Annotated in this window: 18 protein-coding genes; 17 read left to right on the top strand and 1 reads right to left on the bottom strand. The window is 68.9% G+C overall.

Features of this window, described 5'->3' with window-relative positions; all coding sequences use genetic code 11:
* Positions 1–15 precede the first annotated feature (15 nt).
* Positions 16–969, bottom strand: a complete 954-nt coding sequence (locus AB0H43_RS00525) for a serine hydrolase (RefSeq protein WP_359994262.1) — start codon at positions 967–969, stop codon at positions 16–18.
* Positions 970–1,093: 124 nt separating this feature from the next.
* Between AB0H43_RS00525 and AB0H43_RS00520 the strand changes: the two genes are divergently transcribed.
* The 17 genes from AB0H43_RS00520 (at position 1,094) to purB (ending at position 18,338) form a co-directional block, all read left to right on the top strand.
* The gene (locus tag AB0H43_RS00520) at positions 1,094–1,819 is read left to right on the top strand and encodes a response regulator transcription factor (RefSeq protein WP_359994259.1); all 726 of its coding nucleotides are present in this window, start codon (positions 1,094–1,096) and stop codon (positions 1,817–1,819) included.
* Positions 1,820–1,823: 4 nt separating this feature from the next.
* Positions 1,824–3,416 (top strand): HAMP domain-containing sensor histidine kinase, encoded by a 1,593-nt coding sequence (locus tag AB0H43_RS00515; RefSeq protein WP_359994256.1) that lies wholly within the window; start codon positions 1,824–1,826, stop codon positions 3,414–3,416.
* 64 nt (positions 3,417–3,480) lie between these two features.
* Positions 3,481–4,647, top strand: a complete 1,167-nt coding sequence (locus AB0H43_RS00510; RefSeq protein WP_359994253.1) for a biotin/lipoyl-binding protein — start codon at positions 3,481–3,483, stop codon at positions 4,645–4,647.
* A complete protein-coding gene (locus tag AB0H43_RS00505) occupies positions 4,644–5,462 on the top strand; it encodes an ABC transporter ATP-binding protein (protein WP_359994250.1) in 819 nt (272 codons plus the stop codon). The genes AB0H43_RS00510 and AB0H43_RS00505 overlap by 4 nt, the downstream gene beginning before the upstream one ends.
* Positions 5,453–6,652: an ABC transporter permease gene (locus AB0H43_RS00500; RefSeq protein WP_359994248.1), complete on the top strand. Its 1,200-nt coding sequence runs from the start codon at positions 5,453–5,455 to the stop codon at positions 6,650–6,652. Before AB0H43_RS00505 ends, AB0H43_RS00500 begins: the two co-directional genes overlap by 10 nt.
* A gap of 12 nt (positions 6,653–6,664) precedes the next feature.
* Positions 6,665–7,210: a hypothetical protein gene (locus AB0H43_RS00495; protein ID WP_359994245.1), complete on the top strand. Its 546-nt coding sequence runs from the start codon at positions 6,665–6,667 to the stop codon at positions 7,208–7,210.
* Between the two features lie 91 nt (positions 7,211–7,301).
* Entirely contained in the window at positions 7,302–7,814 is a 513-nt protein-coding gene (locus tag AB0H43_RS00490; RefSeq protein WP_359994242.1) for a flavin reductase family protein, read from the top strand.
* A 138-nt stretch (positions 7,815–7,952) separates the two neighbouring features.
* On the top strand, positions 7,953–8,300 hold the full coding sequence (locus AB0H43_RS00485; protein ID WP_359994240.1) for a DUF485 domain-containing protein: 348 nt from the start codon (positions 7,953–7,955) through the stop codon (positions 8,298–8,300).
* Positions 8,297–9,943, top strand: coding sequence for a cation acetate symporter (locus AB0H43_RS00480; protein WP_359994238.1), 1,647 nt, complete (start codon positions 8,297–8,299; stop codon positions 9,941–9,943). The genes AB0H43_RS00485 and AB0H43_RS00480 overlap by 4 nt, the downstream gene beginning before the upstream one ends.
* A 192-nt stretch (positions 9,944–10,135) precedes the next feature.
* Complete coding sequence (locus AB0H43_RS00475) at positions 10,136–11,461, top strand: LCP family protein (protein WP_359994235.1); 1,326 nt, start codon at positions 10,136–10,138, stop codon at positions 11,459–11,461.
* Between the two features lie 177 nt (positions 11,462–11,638).
* Positions 11,639–12,901, top strand: coding sequence for an LCP family protein (locus AB0H43_RS00470; RefSeq protein ID WP_359994232.1), 1,263 nt, complete (start codon positions 11,639–11,641; stop codon positions 12,899–12,901).
* A gap of 243 nt (positions 12,902–13,144) precedes the next feature.
* Positions 13,145–14,083, top strand: coding sequence for an LCP family protein (locus tag AB0H43_RS00465; protein WP_359995684.1), 939 nt, complete (start codon positions 13,145–13,147; stop codon positions 14,081–14,083).
* A 17-nt stretch (positions 14,084–14,100) separates the two neighbouring features.
* On the top strand, positions 14,101–14,427 hold the full coding sequence (locus tag AB0H43_RS00460; protein ID WP_359994230.1) for a rhodanese-like domain-containing protein: 327 nt from the start codon (positions 14,101–14,103) through the stop codon (positions 14,425–14,427).
* Positions 14,427–15,167, top strand: coding sequence for a glycerophosphodiester phosphodiesterase family protein (locus AB0H43_RS00455; RefSeq protein ID WP_359994227.1), 741 nt, complete (start codon positions 14,427–14,429; stop codon positions 15,165–15,167). Before AB0H43_RS00460 ends, AB0H43_RS00455 begins: the two co-directional genes overlap by 1 nt.
* Before the next feature lie 75 nt (positions 15,168–15,242).
* The gene (locus AB0H43_RS00450) at positions 15,243–16,418 is read left to right on the top strand and encodes a HAMP domain-containing sensor histidine kinase (protein ID WP_359995681.1); all 1,176 of its coding nucleotides are present in this window, start codon (positions 15,243–15,245) and stop codon (positions 16,416–16,418) included.
* A gap of 26 nt (positions 16,419–16,444) precedes the next feature.
* Entirely contained in the window at positions 16,445–16,852 is a 408-nt protein-coding gene (locus AB0H43_RS00445) for an ATP-binding protein (protein ID WP_359995678.1), read from the top strand.
* A 55-nt stretch (positions 16,853–16,907) separates the two neighbouring features.
* The gene (gene purB, locus AB0H43_RS00440) at positions 16,908–18,338 is read left to right on the top strand and encodes an adenylosuccinate lyase (RefSeq protein WP_359994224.1); all 1,431 of its coding nucleotides are present in this window, start codon (positions 16,908–16,910) and stop codon (positions 18,336–18,338) included.
* Positions 18,339–18,344: the final 6 nt, after the last annotated feature.

Here is an 18,344-nt window from a genome sequence, read left to right as displayed (position 1 = left end):
CGGCCCGGCTCACCGTCAGCCTGCCGACGACCGCAACAGACCCATCGCCTTCGTGACGATTCCGTTGATCAGGGTCTTGCCGCTGCCGAGGCTCTGGTTGTGATCACTGAGGACGGCGATCACCCAATCGTGGTCGTCCTCGACGACTCGTCCGATGGAGTTGGTGGCGTACAGGCCGCCCTCGTCATCCAGATCGACCCAGCCCACCTTGACGTAGACGGCGCTCGCGTCGGCCGTGGCGGCCGCGGTCACCCCGAAGCGCTGCTCGTCGATGACGCCGGCCATCCACCCTCGGAGCAGCGTGCGATTGGCCGACGACAGCGGCCCGGCAGTGTCGCTGACGGTGGTCAGCAGCCGGACCTGGTCGTCCACGGTGGTCGTGGTCATTCCCCAGGAGCTGCTGACCGTGGTCTCCGTCAGCCCCAGCGTCCTGTTCGCCGCGGTCAGTCCGGTCCGGCCGCCGATCGCCCGGAACAGCGCGGTCGCCGCGTCGTTGTCGCTGGCCGTGATCGCCGCCTCGGCCCAGGCCTTCTCCTGGCTGCTCAGACTCTCGCCGTCGGCCTGTCGCTGAAGCATGAGGGCGGCGATGACGTCGACCTTCACGATGCTCGCGGTCGGGAACTCGGCCGAGCCGTTGACGCTCACGGAGGTTCCGGTCGTCCGGTCGTAGACGGCGATCGCCGCGTCACCACCACGCGCATCGATGTACGCCTGAAGCGCCGCCACGACCGCAGCAGTGTCCACCGCCGCATCTTCGGCCGTGGCCGGCGCAGTAGCCGCCGACGGTGACGTGGACGGCGTTCCCGGCGCTGAAGAGGGTGACGTAGCCGACGTCGAGCCGGGGGTGCTGCTGCTCACAGCGGCCGCCGAGGACGGCTTGTCGGCGGTGGCGACGCCTACGCCGAGCGCCGCCACGGCGGCGAGGGAAGCGGTGCCTACGGCGAAGAAGAGGGGTTTTCGGCTTTGCACCGCAGAAGCGTGCCTTGCCCAGCTTGGCGAAGGCTGTGAATCTCGCAGCGCATTCCGAGGGTTCTCCAAGCTCAGGCGGCTACAACCTTGAGATCCAGGCGAGGTGCTGGTGAGGAGAAAGAACGTGACACACACAGAGGCCGCCGCGCGGTCCACCCGCGTCCTCGTCGTCGACGACGAGCCGAACATCTGCGCTTTGTTGCAGGCGACGCTGCGGCTCACGGGCTTCGACGTCCGCGTCGCCGAGAACGGCCGCGACGCGTTGATCATCGCCGAGGAGTTCCAGCCGGAACTCGTCGTCCTCGACGTCATGCTGCCGGACATGGACGGCTTCCAGATCGCGTCCAAGCTGCGCGGCGACGGCCGCGGTACCCCCGTGCTGTTCCTCACCGCGCGCCAGTCCGTGGAGGACCGGATCTCGGGCCTGACGGTCGGCGCGGACGACTACGTGACCAAGCCGTTCAGCCTGGAGGAGGTCGTCCTGCGCATCCGCGCCATCCTCCGGCGCAGCCAGGTCAGCTCGCCCTCCGACGACGACGGCGTCCTGCGCTACGCCGACCTCGAGCTGGACGAGGAGGCCCATGAGGTACGCCGGGCGGGCAAGCTCGTCGAGCTGAGCCCGACGGAGTTCAACCTCCTGCGGTACCTGATGGTGAACGCGGGCCGGGTGGTCTCCAAGGCGCAGATCCTCGACCGGGTCTGGAGCTACGACTTCGGCGGCGACGGCCGGATCGTCGAGTCCTACGTGTACTACCTGCGGAAGAAGATCGACAAGATCGACCCGCCGTTGATCCACACCGTCCGCGGCGTCGGGTACGCCCTGCGCCTGCCCCGAGCGGAAGCAGCCTGACCAGATGAAGCTCCACGGACTCGGCACACACCTTCAGCGCCTCCGGCCTCGCCGGTGGCGACAGTGGACGCTGCGGTCCCGCATGGTCGTGGCGATCGTGCTCATGGCCGGCGTAGCCCTGCTGGTGGTCAACGTCGCGGCCGGCTCGCTGATCAAGAGCTACCTGACCGAGAAGCTTGACGAGCAACTCAGCAAGTTCGGTGGCGCCGACCGAGGTCCCCAGGGCTATGGCAACTCCCAGAACTGGCAGCCGAACTCGAACTACAACGCCGGGACCTATCCGGTGCCGCCCCCGCTCGAAGAGGGTCGGGTCGTGGCCCGGTACGACGAGGACGGCACCCGCGACAGCCGCGGCTTCGGCGCCGTCGACACCACTGAGCTGCCCTTGCTGGGGAATTTCACCGAGATCAAGGCGCACGCCAACGGCAAGGCGTTCACCGTCGACGGGACGGACGGCAAGTATCGCGTCGTGGTCAAGAGCGGCACAACGCTCGACCGCACCACCGGTAAGGAGAAGACGACCTATGTGCTCTCCGCCGAGTCGCTGAACAAGATCGACGCGACTGCCAACCGGATGCTGATGCTCGGATTCGGAGTCAGCGGGGCGATCCTGCTCATTCTGGCGATCGGATCGGCGTACGTGGTGAAGATCGGGCTGCGGCCGTTGACCCGCATGGAGAACCTGGCGACCTCCATCGCGAGCGCCGATCCGCCGTCGGGCACGGCCGCCGATTCGCTCGTCGCCGGGCGCGTACCGGACGCCGATCCGCACACCGAGGCCGGCCGGCTCGGGCTGGCGCTCAACACGATGCTGGAACGCATCCAGTCGGCGCTGGCCGCGCGGGCGGCGTCGGAGCAGAAGCTGCGGCAGTTCCTCGCGGACGCCTCGCACGAGCTGCGTACGCCGTTGACCTCGATCCGCGGGTTCGCGGAGTTGTATCGGCGGTCGGGGTCGCAGGGCGGTCCGGAGATGAGCGAGATGATGTCTCGCATCGAGCATGAGGCGGCCCGGATGGGGCTGCTCGTCGAGGATCTGCTGCTGCTCGCCGCGCTGGACGAGGAGCGGCCGCTGCGGGCGCAGCCGGTCGATCTGCTGGCCGTGGCGGCCGACACGATCAGCGACGCCCACGTACGCAATCCCACCCGATTCGTGGCGTTGACGTCCTTCGATCCAGTGACCGTGATCGGCGACGATCACCGGCTGCGCCAGGTCGCCACCAATCTGATCAGCAACGCCGTCCGGCATACGCCGGAGTACGCCAAGGTCGAGGTCCGCGTGGCCGAGGAGCAGCTGGCCGCGCCCGCTTCGCCGCCGGTCGCCACGGTCGGCGTCGCCCTCCCGCCCGGTACGCGAGTAGCCGTGCTCGAAGTCCACGACAGTGGGCCGGGCGTACCGGCGCAGCACGCCGAGCGCATCTTCGAACGTCTCTACCGAGCCGATCCGGGCCGATCGCGGGCGCAGGGCGGGTCCGGGCTGGGGCTGTCGATCGTCGCCGCCATCGTGGCGGCCCACGGCGGCCGGGTCGAGCTGCACACGAGCCCCGGGAAGGGGGCGACCTTCCGGGTGCTGCTCCCGCTCAAGGACCTGCCCGCCTAGGATTCCGAGCTGGCTCCGAGATTCGGCCTAGTCCCCATCGAGCGCGACCCGCGAGCATGCCGCCATGCGATTCTGGCGACGGCGTACTTTCCTGATCAACAGCGTGCTCAGCGCGTTGCTGGTCGGTGGTGGCGCGTGGGCGTACACGCTGCTCAACGGGGACGGTGGGGGATCGACGGGCACGTCGACCGCGCGTACCGGCACCGTCGCGCAGGGCACGGTCACCGCGTCGGTCACGGCTAGCGGCACGGTGGCGAGCGCGACCACCATGAACCACAACTTCGTGACCTCTGGGACGGTCACCTCGATCAAGGTCGCCGTCGGCGACAAGGTGACCAAGGGCCAGGTGCTCGCGACCGTCGACGGCACCGAGACGGCCGCCACGCTCGCCACGGCGAAGGCGAACCTCACTGACGCCAAGGAGGCGCTGGCCGACGCCAAGGACGAGTTCGACGACGACTCGGATCAGGTCGAGCAGGCTCAGCGGTCGGTGACCAGCGCGCAGAACGCGTACGACAGCGCCAAGCGGGCGCAGGACGGCACCACGCTGAAGGCGGGCATGGCCGGGACGGTCACCGCGATGAACGGGACCGTCGGCGGCTCCTCCTCCGGGTCGTCGAGCAGCTCGGGCGGCACCGGCAACTCGGCCTCCTCGAGCAGCGGGTCCAGCGCGTTCATCGTGATCTCCGACATGGACAAGCTGCAGGTGTCGGCCAGTGTGCCGGAGTCGGACGCCACCCGGCTCAAGCTGAAGCAGTCCGCGCAGGTCACCTGGAACGCGCTGGCCAACACGTCAGTCGAGGGTCTGGTCACCACGATCTCGCCGACGTCCACGACGAGCGGCGGCGTCACCTCCTACCCGATCGTGATCAGCCTCAACACGGTGCCGACCGGGGCCAAGCTCGGTCAGTCGGTGTCGATCAGCGTCGTGGTGAGCAAGGTGGAGAACGTCCTCTACGTGCCGGCCGCGGCGGTGAAGTCGGCCGGAAACCTCAAGACCGTCACCGTCGTCACCGACAGCGGCGCCCAGGAGACCCGCACCGTCACCATCGGCGTCGAGGGCGACACCTATACGGAGATCAAGTCGGGCCTGACCGCCGGCGAGAAGGTGGTCATCGCGACCGTCACGACCAACTCCACCACCACCAACCAGTTCCCCGGCGGTGGACAGTTCGGCGGCGGCGGCCAGATTCCGGGCGGCGCGGCCGGGGGCGGCGGAGGCTTCCGATGAGCGACGGCGACCAGACCCAAAGAGCCGACCAGACCCAGGTACTCGACGGGCTGCGGAATGTGCCGCTCGGCAAGCCCGTCATCGAGGTACGCGACCTGATCAAAACCTACGGCGAGGGCGAGGCGACGGTCCACGCGCTGGCCGGGGTGTCGCTGACCATCGAGCGCGGTGACTACGTGGCGATCATGGGATCGTCCGGCTCCGGCAAGTCGACCCTGATGCACATCCTCGGCTGCCTGGACATCCCGACGTCGGGGAGTTACCACCTCGACGGGGTGGACGTCAGCCGGCTCAACGACCAGCAGCTCGCACTCGTCCGCAACCGGCGGATCGGCTTCGTCTTCCAGGCATTCAACCTCATCCCGCGGACGAGCGCGTTGGCCAATGTGGAGCTGCCGCTCGCGTACGCCGGAGTGAAGCCGGCCCAACGGCGTACCCGTGCGTTGGCGGCGCTGGAGATGGTCGGCCTGGGCAATCGCGCGGACCATGACCCGAATCAGCTCTCGGGTGGGCAGCAGCAGCGCGTGGCCGTGGCCCGCGCGCTGGTGAGCCAGCCCGCGCTGCTGCTGGCCGACGAGCCGACCGGCAACCTGGACAGCAAGTCGACGGCGGACGTCCTGGGCGTCCTGGACGAGATCAACCGGGAGGGACGCACGATCGTGCTGATCACGCACGAGGACGAGGTCGCGCACCATGCCCGCCGGGTGATCCGGCTGAAGGACGGCGAGATCGTCAGCGACCTGCGGCAGCGCCCGCCGGGGAGCGCTCGCGCGAGCCGCCAGGAGCTCAGTCAGGAGGCAACCCCGTGGGCCTGATGGAGATCTTCAAGTTCGCCCTGCGGGGCATCGGAGCGAACAAACTCCGCTCGGGACTGACGATGCTGGGCATCCTGATCGGCGTCGGCGCGGTGATCCTGCTGGTCGCGGTCGGCAACGGCTCGAAGGTCGCGGTCGAGGAGAGCCTGCAGAGCCTGGGCACGAACACGCTGACGGTGAGCAGCGGCCGCGCGGTACGCAGTTCGACCTACAGCACCGACCTGACGATGTCGATCGTCGAGGCGTTGCAGGACAAGAACGCCGCGCCCGACATCAAGAGCGTCTCGCCGGTGGTGAGCACGTCACAGACGTTGACCTACGGCGACACCGACCACAGCACCAGCGTCGTCGGCACCAGCCGGGACTATCTGGAGGCCAACAACTCCAAGATCGACAAGGGCGAGTGGTTCACCGAGGCCGACCTGACCGACGCGAACCGCGTACTGGTCATCGGGTCCACGACCGCCGAGGAGCTGTTCGGCACCGAGGATCCGCTCGGCAAGCAGGTCAGCGTCGGCGGTCAGATCTTCACCGTCATCGGCGTACTGGCGGAGAAGGGGTCGAGCGGGTTCAACGACCCCGACGACACCGCGATCGCCCCGATCAACTCCGTCCGCAAAGCGCTCACCGGCTACGGCGCGATCAACTCGATCCTGATCGAGGCGGCAAACGCCGACGCGGTGAGCGCGGCTCAGGCCGAGGCGACCGCCATCCTGAACACGAAGATGCACGTCACCAGCACGTCGAACACGCCCTATCAGATCCGGTCGGCCTCGCAGCTGCTGGAGACGCGTACGGCGACGGCGGAGACCTTCACGACCCTGCTCGGCGCGGTCGCCGGGATCTCGCTGCTGGTCGGCGGCATCGGCATCACCAACATCATGATGGTCACGGTCACCGAGCGGACCCGGGAGATCGGCATCCGCAAGGCGCTCGGCGCGCCCCGGCGGGTCATCCTCACCCAGTTCCTGCTGGAGGCCACGATGCTGTCCCTGGTCGGCGGCCTGCTCGGGGTGGCGGGCGCGTACATCGGGGCGAATTTCCAGATCACCGGGATCACGCCGGTGATCGTGCCCAGCTCGGTCTTCCTGGCCCTGGGCGTGTCCGTCGCGATCGGACTGTTCTTCGGCAGCTACCCCGCCAGCCGGGCGGCCGGGCTGCGCCCCATCGACGCACTGCGGTACGAGTAGGAGTTGTCCCAGATGAGCAAGCACAGCGACCAGGTGTCCACGCTGGACGACCCGACCGCGCCGATCGACGACCTCGCCGTCGGCCTCGCCAAGGCCGAACGCAAGCCCTGGCTCACTCGCAGCACCCTCATCCTCGGGGGAGCGGTCCTGGTCGTCGCCGGATTCATCGGCGGACTCCAGGTCGGCGGCGGCACCGAGGCGACCGCGACCACCCCGGGCGGGGGCAACGGCCGTGGATCGTACGGGTTCCCGGGTGGCGGCTACGGCTTCCCCGGCGGCGGCACCTTCGGCCAGCAAGGCGCCACCGGCCAGCAAGGCGGTGGCACCTCCACCCGCAACGCCACCACCGGGAAGGTCAAGCTGGTCGACGGCAACACGGTCTACGTCGAGTTGGCCGACGGCACCGTGGTCACGGTCAAGGTCAACGACACCACGAAGGTGCAGTCGTCGTCGACGATCACGGTCAAGGACCTCAAGGCCGGCGCGTCGGTCACGGTCCAGGGCCAGACCGGGTCCGACGGCACGATCACGGCGGGCACGATCACCGCCGCGAAGTGAGTGATCATTGCGTCAGCCATGTTGTTGAATGGGGCGAATCCGCTCGTGAAACAGCATGGCTGGCGCAATGATCATGCGGGATGATGAGCGGGTGACGATCCACTCGGAGGACCCGTTCGCCACTCCCGACGACCTGCGCTCCCCGGTACGCCGTCTCCGCGGCCGGATGGCGTCGACGGTGACCTTGTGGACGGCCGGCGAGGGCCGGGACCGGGCGGGGCTGACCGTGTCCTCCGCGGTGATCGCGGACGGCGATCCGGGGCGGGTGCTGGGCCTCGTCGACGACGAGTCGGAGTTCTGGGCGGCCGCCGAGCGCACCGGGCGGTTCGTCCTGACCCTGCTGGGGCCGGAGGATCGGCAGCTCGCCGATCGCTTCGCCGGATTGCTGCCCGCCCCGGGTGGACTGTTCCGGGACGAGGGCTGGACGCAGCTCGACCAGGGACCTGTTCCGGCTGGTGAGCGCACCACCGCGGGTTGCGTGGTCGAGCAGGCCACGCCGTTCGGCTGGGGCCTGCTCGTCGAGGCGACCGTCGCGGAGATCCGGTTCGGGGCCGCCGCCGAGCCGCTGCTCCACTACCGGGGCCGGTACCGCGAGCTGCGGTGAACGGTGTGGCCCAGGTCACTCGGCGCAGCCGGGCGACCGCTCGGCGCAGATCGTGATCGATGCGGGACGCAGCGCTACACCGCGCGGGAGGGGCCGCTCTAGGGTCCGCGAAACCAACTCCCCCAGGCGGTGATCGCAATGACCACGGCTCCACCCCATCTCGACGAAACCCCCTACGTCCGCGCCCAACAGACGCCCGAGTTCACCGGGTTGCGGCGTACGCTGCGCCGATTCGTCTTCCCCATGACGGTCGCCTTCTTCCTCTGGTACGCGCTGTACGTGCTGCTTTCGGCGTACGCGCGGGACTTCATGGGCACGGTGTTGTTCGGCAACGTCAACGTCGCGCTCGTCTTCGGCCTGCTCCAGTTCCTCTCGACGTTCCTGATCGCCTGGATGTACGCCCGCTTCGCCGACCGCAAGCTGGACGCCACCGCCGAGGCCATCAAGACGCGGGTCGAGGCCGAGATCGAGGGGGGTGCGAAGTGACCAACGCCCGTACCCTCACGATCGTCCTGTTCCTGGTCCTGGTCGCGGTGACCTTGGTGATCACGATCTGGGCCAGCCGGCAGACCCGGACCGCCACCGACTTCTACGCCGGTGGCCGGTCGTTCTCGGCGTTCCAGAACGGCATGGCGATCGGCGGCGACTACATGTCCGCCGCCTCCTTCCTCGGCATCGCCGGCCTAATCGCCCTGTACGGCTACGACGGCTTCCTCTACTCCATCGGCTTCCTCGTCGCCTGGTTGGTGGCGTTGTTGCTGGTCGCGGAGTTCCTGCGGAACGCCGGCCGCTACACGATGGCCGACGTGCTCGCCTTCCGGATGCGGCAGCGGCCGGTCCGGTCGGCGGCGGCGGTCTCGACCGTCACGGTCTCCGTCTTCTACCTGATCGCCCAGATGGTCGGCGCGGGCTCGCTGGTCGCGCTGTTGCTGGGGATCAAGCCGGGCCAGACCTTCCTCGGGATGTCGGCCGACACCGCCAAGATCGCCACCATTCTCCTCGTCGGCGCGCTCATGATCGTCTACGTGGTCGTCGGCGGCATGAAGGGCACGACCTACGTCCAGATCGTCAAGGCGTTCCTGCTCATGGGTGGGGCCATCCTCATGGCGGTCCTCGTGCTGGCGGCGTACAAGTTCAATCTGTCGAGCCTGCTCGGCGCGGCGGCCGAGAAGTCGGGCAAGGGCGCGGCGTTCCTGGAGCCCGGGCTGCGCTACGGCAAGGAAGTGGCCGGCGACCCGACGCAGACCTTCTACAACAAGATGGACCTGCTGTCGCTCGGTCTCGCGCTGGTCCTCGGCACCGCGGGTCTGCCGCACATTCTGATCCGCTTCTACACCGTGCCGACGGCGAAGGCCGCGCGGCGCAGCGTGCTCTGGGCGATCGGCATCATCGGGTCGTTCTACCTGCTCACCCTGGCCCTGGGCTTCGGCGCCGCGGCCCTGGTCGGCAGCAAGGACATCACCGCGCAGGACCCGGGTGGCAACACGGCCGCGCCGCAGCTGGCCCAGGCGTTGGGCAAGCGGTTCCTCGGCGGAGACGTCGGGGGCGCTTCGCTGCTCGCGATCATCGCGGCCGTGGCGTTCGCGACCATCCTCGCGGTGGTGGCGGGGCTGACCCTGGCCTCCTCCTCGTCGGTGGCCCACGACTTCTACGCCAACGTGGTACGCAAGGGCGAGGCGACCGAGCGGCAGGAGATCAACGTCGCGCGCGCCTCCGCGTTCGTGATCGGGGCGATCTCGATCGTCCTGGCGATCTTCGCCCAGAAGCTCAACGTGGCGTTCCTGGTCGCGCTGGCCTTCGCGGTCGCGGCGTCGGGCAACCTCCCGGCGATCCTCTACAGCCTGTTCTGGAAGAGGTTCAACACCGTCGGGGCGACCACCGCGATCTACGGCGGCCTGGGGTCGGCGGTCCTGCTCGTCGTCTTCTCCCCGGTCGTCTCCAGCCTGCCGACGTCCTGGTTCCCGGACGCCGACTTCGCCTGGTTCCCGCTGCAGAACCCCGGCATCATCTCGATCCCGCTCGGCTTCTTCTTCGGGTGGCTCGGCACGATGCTGTCCGGCGAGAAGGCCGACGACGCCCGGTACGCCGAGCTGGAGGTCCGGTCGCTGACCGGCGCGGGCGCCCACTAGATCGTCTGACGGTCTGGCGTCCCGGTTCGTCGCCGGAGCCGCCGCAGGCTGGAGACCGTCGGATAGCTGTCAAGCCGGGTGGTGGAGATTCCCTCCGCCGCCCGGCTTTTCGCTGGTCGCCCGGCACGAGAAGGTATGCCGAGGTCGCGTCGCTACCCGTCTGGGTGTCGCACGCGTACGTACCCTGAAGGCATGGCGAACTCTTCCGGCGGCGTCTACGGCCGCCCTCGCAAGCCGAACGGCGACGGGGACCCCGGGGCTGTCCCGCCGTCCTCACGCTCGGCTCGAGCGGGGGACAGCGCAGAAGGCGGGTCGACCCCGCCTGAGCGTCCCCGCGACGGCGGCCGCACGAGCGGCCGTGCGAGCGTGTCCGGAAGCCGGCCGGGCTCCTCGCGCGGTTCCTACCGGTCCGGGTCGAGCCGGCCGGGCGGGGGCCGCGGCGGCAGCGGCGGCAACGGATCTTCGCGGCCGCCCGCCGGCGGGACCGGCGGCACCTACGGCCAGCCGAAGCGGAAGATCAAGCCGCGGTGGGGCCGGATCGCCCTCGTCCTGGGCGGCCTCGCGCTCGTCGTCGCGCTGCTGATCGGTGGCGGCGTGTGGCTCTACGGGGTCAACCTCAACAGCAAGCTGCAGAAGACCGACCCGTTCTCGTCGATCGTCGGCGACCGTCCGCTGAAGACGGTCGACGGCGCGATGAACATCCTGCTCGTCGGCAGCGACTCCCGAGACCCGGACACCGACATGTCGCAGGCCAGCTCCTGGCGGGCCGACACGATCGTGGTCGTCCACATCTCGGCCGATCACCAGCACGCATACCTGGTCTCGATCCCGCGTGACCTTTACGTCTACATCCCGAAGACGCCCGGCGCGCAGTACGGCGACACGTACGCCAAGATCAACGCGTCGTTCGCCTGGGGTGGGCTGCCGATGGCCGTCCAGACGGTGGAGAACTACTCCGGAGTGCGGATCGACCACGTCGTCTCGATCGACTTCGGCGGGCTCAAGGAGGTCGTGGACGCGCTGGGCGGGGTCGACATGTACGTCGACCGCACGATCAAGTCGATCCACAAGCCGTTCCGGACGTTCCAGAAGGGCAACCGGCACTTCGACGGAGCCGAGGCGCTCGACTACGTGCGGCAGCGCAAGCAGTTCCCCGACGGCGACTTCGCCCGGATGCGGCACCAGCAGGCGCTGCTGAAGGCGATGCTGGACAAGGCGACCAGCGCCGGGGTGATGGCCAACCCCGGAAAGCTGAACGCGTTCCTCCAGACGCTGACGAAGGCCGTCACGGTGGACAAGGACTTCGCGTTGACCGACATGGTGCTGCAGTTCCGCAGCATGAGCAGCGACAAACTGACCTTCCTCACCAGCCCCAACCTGGGCAGCGCGACCCGCGACGGCGAGAGTGTGGTGCTCTCGGACAAGACCAAGGCACTGGCTCTCTACGACGCCATGGCCAAGGACACGATGGAGGCGTACGTGTCGGCGAACGCGACAAGTTCCCCGTCTGCCTCCTAAAAGTGTTCAGCGGGCTTCAAGGCGGACTCGGCCGAACGGCGCGACTTTACGGGCAACTGCCATAAGCCCCCCCAAATCGATCTTCATGGGGTGGCGGACCGTAATACAGCTTGTCTATGGTGATCGGCCAGTGGCCACGGCCGGGCCGCCGGAACGAACGTCAGGTAGGGGAGTCGCATGCCGTCGAAGACCAGCAGCCGGCGTTCGTCGGCGGGGAATGGTTATCCCGACGATCCCTACGGCTACGACTCCTACGGGCAGGAGCCGCCCCGGGGCGGCGAATACGGACGTTCCGGCAAGTCGGGCGGGCACAACCTGAAGCCCAAGAAGAAGAAAAAGGTCCACAGCCCCCTCTGGGCGAAGCTGGTCATGGCGCTGGGCGCGATCGTGACCCTCGTCGGATTCGGCGGTGTCGCGGCGGCCAAGTCTCTGATGGGTGACCTGACCAGTTCGATCGAGACCGGCTCGGTGGCTGAGGACGGCGGGAAGGTCGAGACGCAGGACGCGCGGACCGCCCTGAAGGGCCCGATCGACATCCTCATGCTCGGCCTCGACACGCGCGACGGCTGGGCCGCGAACACCTCTCGGGCCGACACGATCATCATCCTGCACATCCCCGCCACGCACGACCAGGCGTACCTGATCTCGATCCCGCGTGACGCCGAGGTGGCCATCCCCAGCTGGAAGAAGGCCAACTACAACGGCACGGCGCACGACAAGATCAACGCCGCGTACTACTTCGGCTCGCAGCACAACCAGGGTTGGCAGGGCGGCGCCGGTCTGATGAAGAAGACGGTCGAGCAGCTCACGGGTCTGAAGTTCGACGGCGTCGTGGTGATCGACTTCAACGGCTTCAAGAACGTCATCCAGGCCATGGGCGGCGTCTACATGTGTGTGGAGAAGGACACCTGGTCCAGCCACTACATCAAGAACAAGAAGGGCGAGCCGCAGTACTACAGCTACAACGGCGACCACAAGCTCTCCAACAGCTGGATCCACAAGGCGGGGTGCCGCAACATGGCGGCCTGGGAGGCGCTGGACTTCTCCCGGCAGCGCTACGGACTGCCGAACAGCGACTACGACCGGCAGAAGCACCAGCAGCAGCTGTTGAAGTCGATGGCGAAGAAAGCGACCAGCGCCGGCGTCATCACCAACCCGGTGAAGCTGAGCGAACTGATCAAGGCGGCCGGCGCCTCGCTGAAGATGGACACCAACGGCGTGCCGCTCGACGACTTCATCTTCACGCTGAAGTCGCTCGCGGGCTCTGACCTGATCGCGCTCAAGACCAACGCCGGCACGTACGCGAAGTCCGACTTCGGCACCGGTGAAGGCATCACTCAGGGCACCCAGGACATGTTCAAGGCGGCCTCGGAGGATCGGCTCGGTGACTTCATCACCGACAACCCCGAATACCTCATTCCTGATAAAACCGCGCAATAACGGCCTGAACCCCTAAAAGTTACGCAATTCCCATCTGGGCCACGGGCTCTCGCCTTAACCTGAACGCGAGAGCCCAGGTCCGAGCCGGAGGCGACGCACTCCGCGGTCTGAGCCCAGATTGGACGCCCGACCGTGCCATCGCATCGCTCCGACCGACTGCTGCGCCGGTGGCCACTGGTCATCGCGGCTGCCGCGATCCTGACGTTCGTCCTCGGGATCGGTGGCGCCGCCGCGGTCCGGTTCATGATCCACCGCTACGACTCCAGCGTCACTCGAGGCGACCTCCTGTCGAGCGCGTCGCGGCCGGACGAGACGGGTGCCGATCCCCGGGTCCGGTTCCGGCAGGCGCAGGTGCGCGGCCCGCTGACCTTCCTGCTGATCGGGTCGGACAAGCGGGTGTGGTCGCCGGACGCCGGGCAGCGCTCCGACACGATCATCATCGCTCAGGTGAACGCGGATCTGACGAAGGTCAGCCTCGTCTCGATCCCTCGTGACCTACTCGTGGAGATGCCGGCGGACCGGTCGGTGGGGTTCGAGGGCGGCAGCGACAAGATCAACGCGGCGTTCTCCTACGGCGGCGGTGGCGACGGCGGCGTCCGGTTGCTCTCGGCCACACTCACCCGGTTGACCGGGATGAAGTTCGACGGAGCCGCGATCATCGAGTTCACCGGCTTCCAGAAGGTGATCGACCTGCTCGGCGGCGTCGATCTCTGCGTCGATCACCAAGTGCGGTCGATCCACACCGACAAGCTGTTCAAGGTCGGGTGCGTACGCATGGACGGCGCGGACGCGCTCGACTACTCACGGCAGCGGTACGGGCTGCCCGACGGCGACTACGACCGCCAGCGCCACCAGCAGCAACTGCTCAAGGCGATCTTCCAGCGGGCCGGGGACAGCGGGCTGGCGTACAACCCGCTCAAGCTCGACCAGATCATCCGCGCGGTGGGCAGCACGCTGACCGTCGACACCGGGGGCCGGTCGCTGACCGATCTGCTGTTCGGCCTGCGGCGGCTTGGCCCGGCCGACCTGACCGGGATCAAGGTGCCCAGCTATCCGGACATGGTCGGCGACGTGTCCTACGTCTTCCTCACCGGCGAGGCGCCGAGCCTGTTCGCCGCGCTCCGGCACGCCGACCTGCAGACCTGGGCGGCCGCCCATCCGAAGTGGGTCAACCCGCTGTAGACGGCTAGCCTGGACGCGTGCGGATTCCTGTGATCGACGCCGGCCAACTGCCGGCCGGCGCGTACCTGCTCGATGTCCGAGAGCCCGACGAGTGGACGGCTGGGCACGCCCCCGGCGCGGTGCACCTGCCGATGATGGAGGTGCCGGCCCGGCTGGAGGAGATCCCGCGCGACGGCGACGTCGTCGTGGTCTGCCGCTCCGGCGGCCGGTCCGGCCAGGTCGTCGCGTACCTCCAGCAGCAGGGCTACGACAACGTGGTCAACCTCGACGGCGGGATGCTCGACTGGGCCGCCGGCGGCCGCCCCATGGTCAGCGAAGACGGTCAGCCGGCCCGGGTCGTCTAGTGCGACAGATCCCCCTGGTCATCGCACATCGTGGAGCTTCGGCCGCGTACCCGGAGCACAGCCGGTCGGCGTACGAGAAGGCCTTGACGGACGGGGCCGACGGCCTGGAGTGCGACGTGCGGCTCAGCCGCGACGGGCATCTCGTCCTGATCCACGACCGCACGCTGGACCGCACTAGCGACCACCGCGGACCGGTCTCCCAGCGGTCGCTCGCGCAGTTGCGCGGCGTCGACTTCGGCGGCGAGCCCATCCTCACCCTCGACGAGCTGATCGAACTCGCGCGCGGCGCGGACCGCCCGGTCCGGCTCCTGGTCGAGACCAAGCACCCCAACCGCTACGGCAAGGCCGTCGAGCTGCGCCTGCTCGCGCTGCTGCGCAAGCACGGCCTCGACCGCCCTCGGGAAGACGCGCCGGTCCAGGTCACCGTCATGTCCTTTTCCCCCCTGGCGGTACGCCGAGTGCGGGCCCTCGCTCCCGCGCTGCCGCGCGTGCAGCTGATGGATCTGATCCCGCCGGGGTTGAAGCCGAGCCGGCTGCCCTTCGGGGCGCGGATCGCCGGGCCGGGGCTGGAACTGGTCCGCCGCCGTCCCGACCTGGTACGCCGGCTGAAGGCGCAGGGCAACGACATCTACGTCTGGACGGTGAACGAGCTGCCGGACGTCGACCTCGTGGTGAGCCTCGGGGTGGACGCGATCATCACCGACCGGCCGGGTGAGGTGCGCTCCCATCTTGGGGTGTAGCGCTCCCAGCGCGGGGGCGGCAGGATCTACGAAGTGGACTCCCGCTCCCGAACGCTGATAACCGGCCTGACCGCCATGCTGGAGAAGGTCAACTCCGGTGGCGCGGGGCTGCCCGCGATCGGCGAGCTGATCACCGCGGTGCAGGCCGGGCTGGGCGCGCAGGGTCTCGCGGCGTCGGAGTACGCGATCGCCGACGGCCGGGTGATCGCGGCTCAGGGCCTGCTCGCGCCATTCGTCGGGATCCGCTTCGACGGCATGACCGACCATGCGAAGGCGGTCCGGTCCGGTCCGGGTGTGCACGAGTACGACGTCAACGACATCCAGCCCATGGCCCGCCAGCACCTGGCCGGTTTCGGCATCCGGCGGCTGCTGGTCGCGTCGGCCGAGGCGGACGGCCGGGTGGTCGGCAACCTCGTCGCGGTCTTCGGCGCCGATCAGCCGTATCTGGATCCCGAGGACGAGACCCTGATCATGCGGCTGGCCGGATCGGTCGCCGCGCACCTCTACACCGACCGGGTCGGCCTGCCGATTCTCGGCGACGGCGACGTCAGCGCCGCCCCTGGTGGACGCGAGGTCTCCGAGCGCGGCCTGTTCGTCGCCATGGCCAGCCACGAGCTGCGGACGCCGGTCACGGTGATCAAGGGGTACGCCGACACGCTGACCGATCACTGGGACGCCCTCGACACGCGTTCGCGGATGGAGGCGATCCGGGTCATCGGCCAACGCTCGGGCGAACTGGCCCGGCTGGTCGACCGCCTGCTGACGAGCAGCGTCGGCGGGGCGGGTGAGGTGCATCCGGCGGCGTTCGACCTGACCGAGGCGCTCCGCGGAGCCGCCGCCGACCTGCCGGCCCACCTACGCCGGCGGCTCTCGGTCGCACTGCCGGGGACTTTGCCGGCCGCCTTGGGCAACCGGTCGGACATCGTCACCGTGCTGACCGAACTCGTGACGAACGCCGACAAGTACTCCGGTTCGGCCGAGCCGATTACGCTGACCGCCGGTCAAGACGGCCGAACCGTCTACTTCCGGGTCTCCGATCGGGGCATCGGAGTACGACCGGAAGAGGTCGAAATGGCTTTCGAACGCTACTGGCAGGGTGGAGATCATGGCTCAGTGCGGCGACCGGGTGTCGGGTTGGGTCTCTACCTCGTCCGAAAGACTATTGAACGACAAAACGGTTGGGTGTCCTTACGTCCACGGGACGGGGGAGGTACGGTCGCAGAGGTACGACTGCCGCGAGGGGACCGGTGAGGGTCCAGGGAGGCATGAGCGTGACGATGGCCGTCGCTGAACGGGCTTGGTGCGTGGTGGTGCCGCACCACGCGCAGGGTGCTCAGCAGGCACGTCATCGGCTCGCCGCCGAGCTGGCGGGCGTACTGCCTCCGGCGCTGCTCTCCGATGTCGTGGCGGTCGTCGCCGAACTCGTCGGCAATGCCGTCCGCCACGCCGGGCCGCTGCCCGGCGGCGTCGTCCGGGTCGCCTGGCGCGTACGCGACTTCGGCGCGGGCAACGCTGTCGAGGTGCGCGTCACCGACGGCGGGTCGACCGTCGCGCTTCCGGCTCCGCGGATCGCCGGCCCGGAAGAGGTCGACGGGCGCGGGCTGACCATCGTCGAGGCGTTGTCCGACCGGTGGGGCGTCGAGAAGGACGGGCTCGGGCAGAGCGTCTGGGCCGAGCTGAGCTGATCGGCGGCCGGTCGCCGCCGTCATGCCGCCGGATCCGGGTTCGTAGGATGGTCCGGTGAGCGCTCCGAAGATTCCCAACGTGCTGGCCTCCCGGTACGCCTCGGCCGAAATGACGGCGATCTGGGCGGCCGAGGAGAAGATCCGGGCGGAACGCCGTCTCTGGCTGGCCGTCCTCCGGGCGCAACGGGATCTCGGAATCCCCGTGCCGGACGGCGTCGTCGAGGCGTACGAGCGGGTCCTCGACCAGGTGGACCTGGCCTCGATCGCGGAGCGGGAGCGAGTGACCCGGCACGATGTGAAGGCGCGGATCGAGGAGTTCAGCGCGCTCGCCGGGCACGAGCACATCCACAAGGGCATGACCTCGCGCGATCTGACCGAGAACGTCGAGCAGCTGCAGATCCGGGACTCCCTGCTGCTGATCCGGGACCGGATGGTCGCCGCGCTGGCCCGGCTCGGCGCGCTCGCGGTCCGTTACGACGAGCTGGTCATGACGGGGCGGTCGCACAACGTCGCCGCGCAGGCCACCACCTTGGGCAAGCGCTTCGCCAGCGCGGCCCAGGAGCTGCTGCTCGCCTTCGAGCGGGTCGAGGACCTGCTGCGCCGCTACCCGTTGCGTGGCATCAAGGGTCCGGTCGGCACCGCCGCCGACCAGCTGGACCTGCTCGACGGCGACGCCACGAAGCTCGCGGAGTTGGAGCAGGCGGTCGCCCGGCACCTCGGCTTCGAACGGGTGCTGACCAGCGTCGGTCAGGTCTATCCGCGGTCGCTCGACTTCGACGTGCTGGCGGCGCTGGCCCAGGCGGCGGCCGGACCGTCCAGCCTCGCCACCACGATCCGGCTCATGGTCGGGCAGGAGCTGGCCACCGAGGGCTTCAAGCCCGGTCAGGTCGGCTCGTCGGCCATGCCGCACAAGATGAACACCCGCTCCAGCGAGCGGATCAACGGGCTCGCCGTGATCGTCCGGGGTTACCTGTCGATGGTCGGCGAGCTGGCCGGGGACCAGTGGAACGAGGGCGACGTCTCCTGTTCCGTCGTCCGCCGGGTGGCCTTGCCCGACGCGTTCTTCGCCCTGGACGGCCTGTTCGAGACCTTCCTCACCGTGCTCGACGAGTTCGGGGCGTACCCGGCGGTCATCGACCGGGAGCTGGAGCGGTTCCTGCCCTTCCTCGCCACCACGAAGATCCTCGTCGCGGCGGTCCGCAAGGGCGTCGGCCGGGAGGTGGCCCACGAGGCGATCAAGGAGCACGCCGTCGGCGTCGCATTGGCGATGCGGGAACGGGGCCAGGCGGTGAACGACCTGTTCGACCGGCTGGCCGCCGATCCGCGGCTGGGCCTGACCCGGGCGGAGATCGACGACCTCGTCAAGGACCGGGCCGCCTTCGTCGGGGCGGCGACCGCCCAGGTGGCGGAGATCGCCGGGCAGGTGGAGGAGATCACGGGACGGCATCCGCGGGCCGCGGCGTACGCGCCCGGCGCGATCCTGTAGAGCAGG

This window comes from Hamadaea sp. NPDC050747, assembly GCF_040654195.1.
GTDB lineage: Bacteria > Actinomycetota > Actinomycetes > Mycobacteriales > Micromonosporaceae > Hamadaea.
The sequence above is the reverse complement of the archived record's forward strand: the minus strand, read 5'-3'. Positions and strand labels throughout refer to the sequence as shown.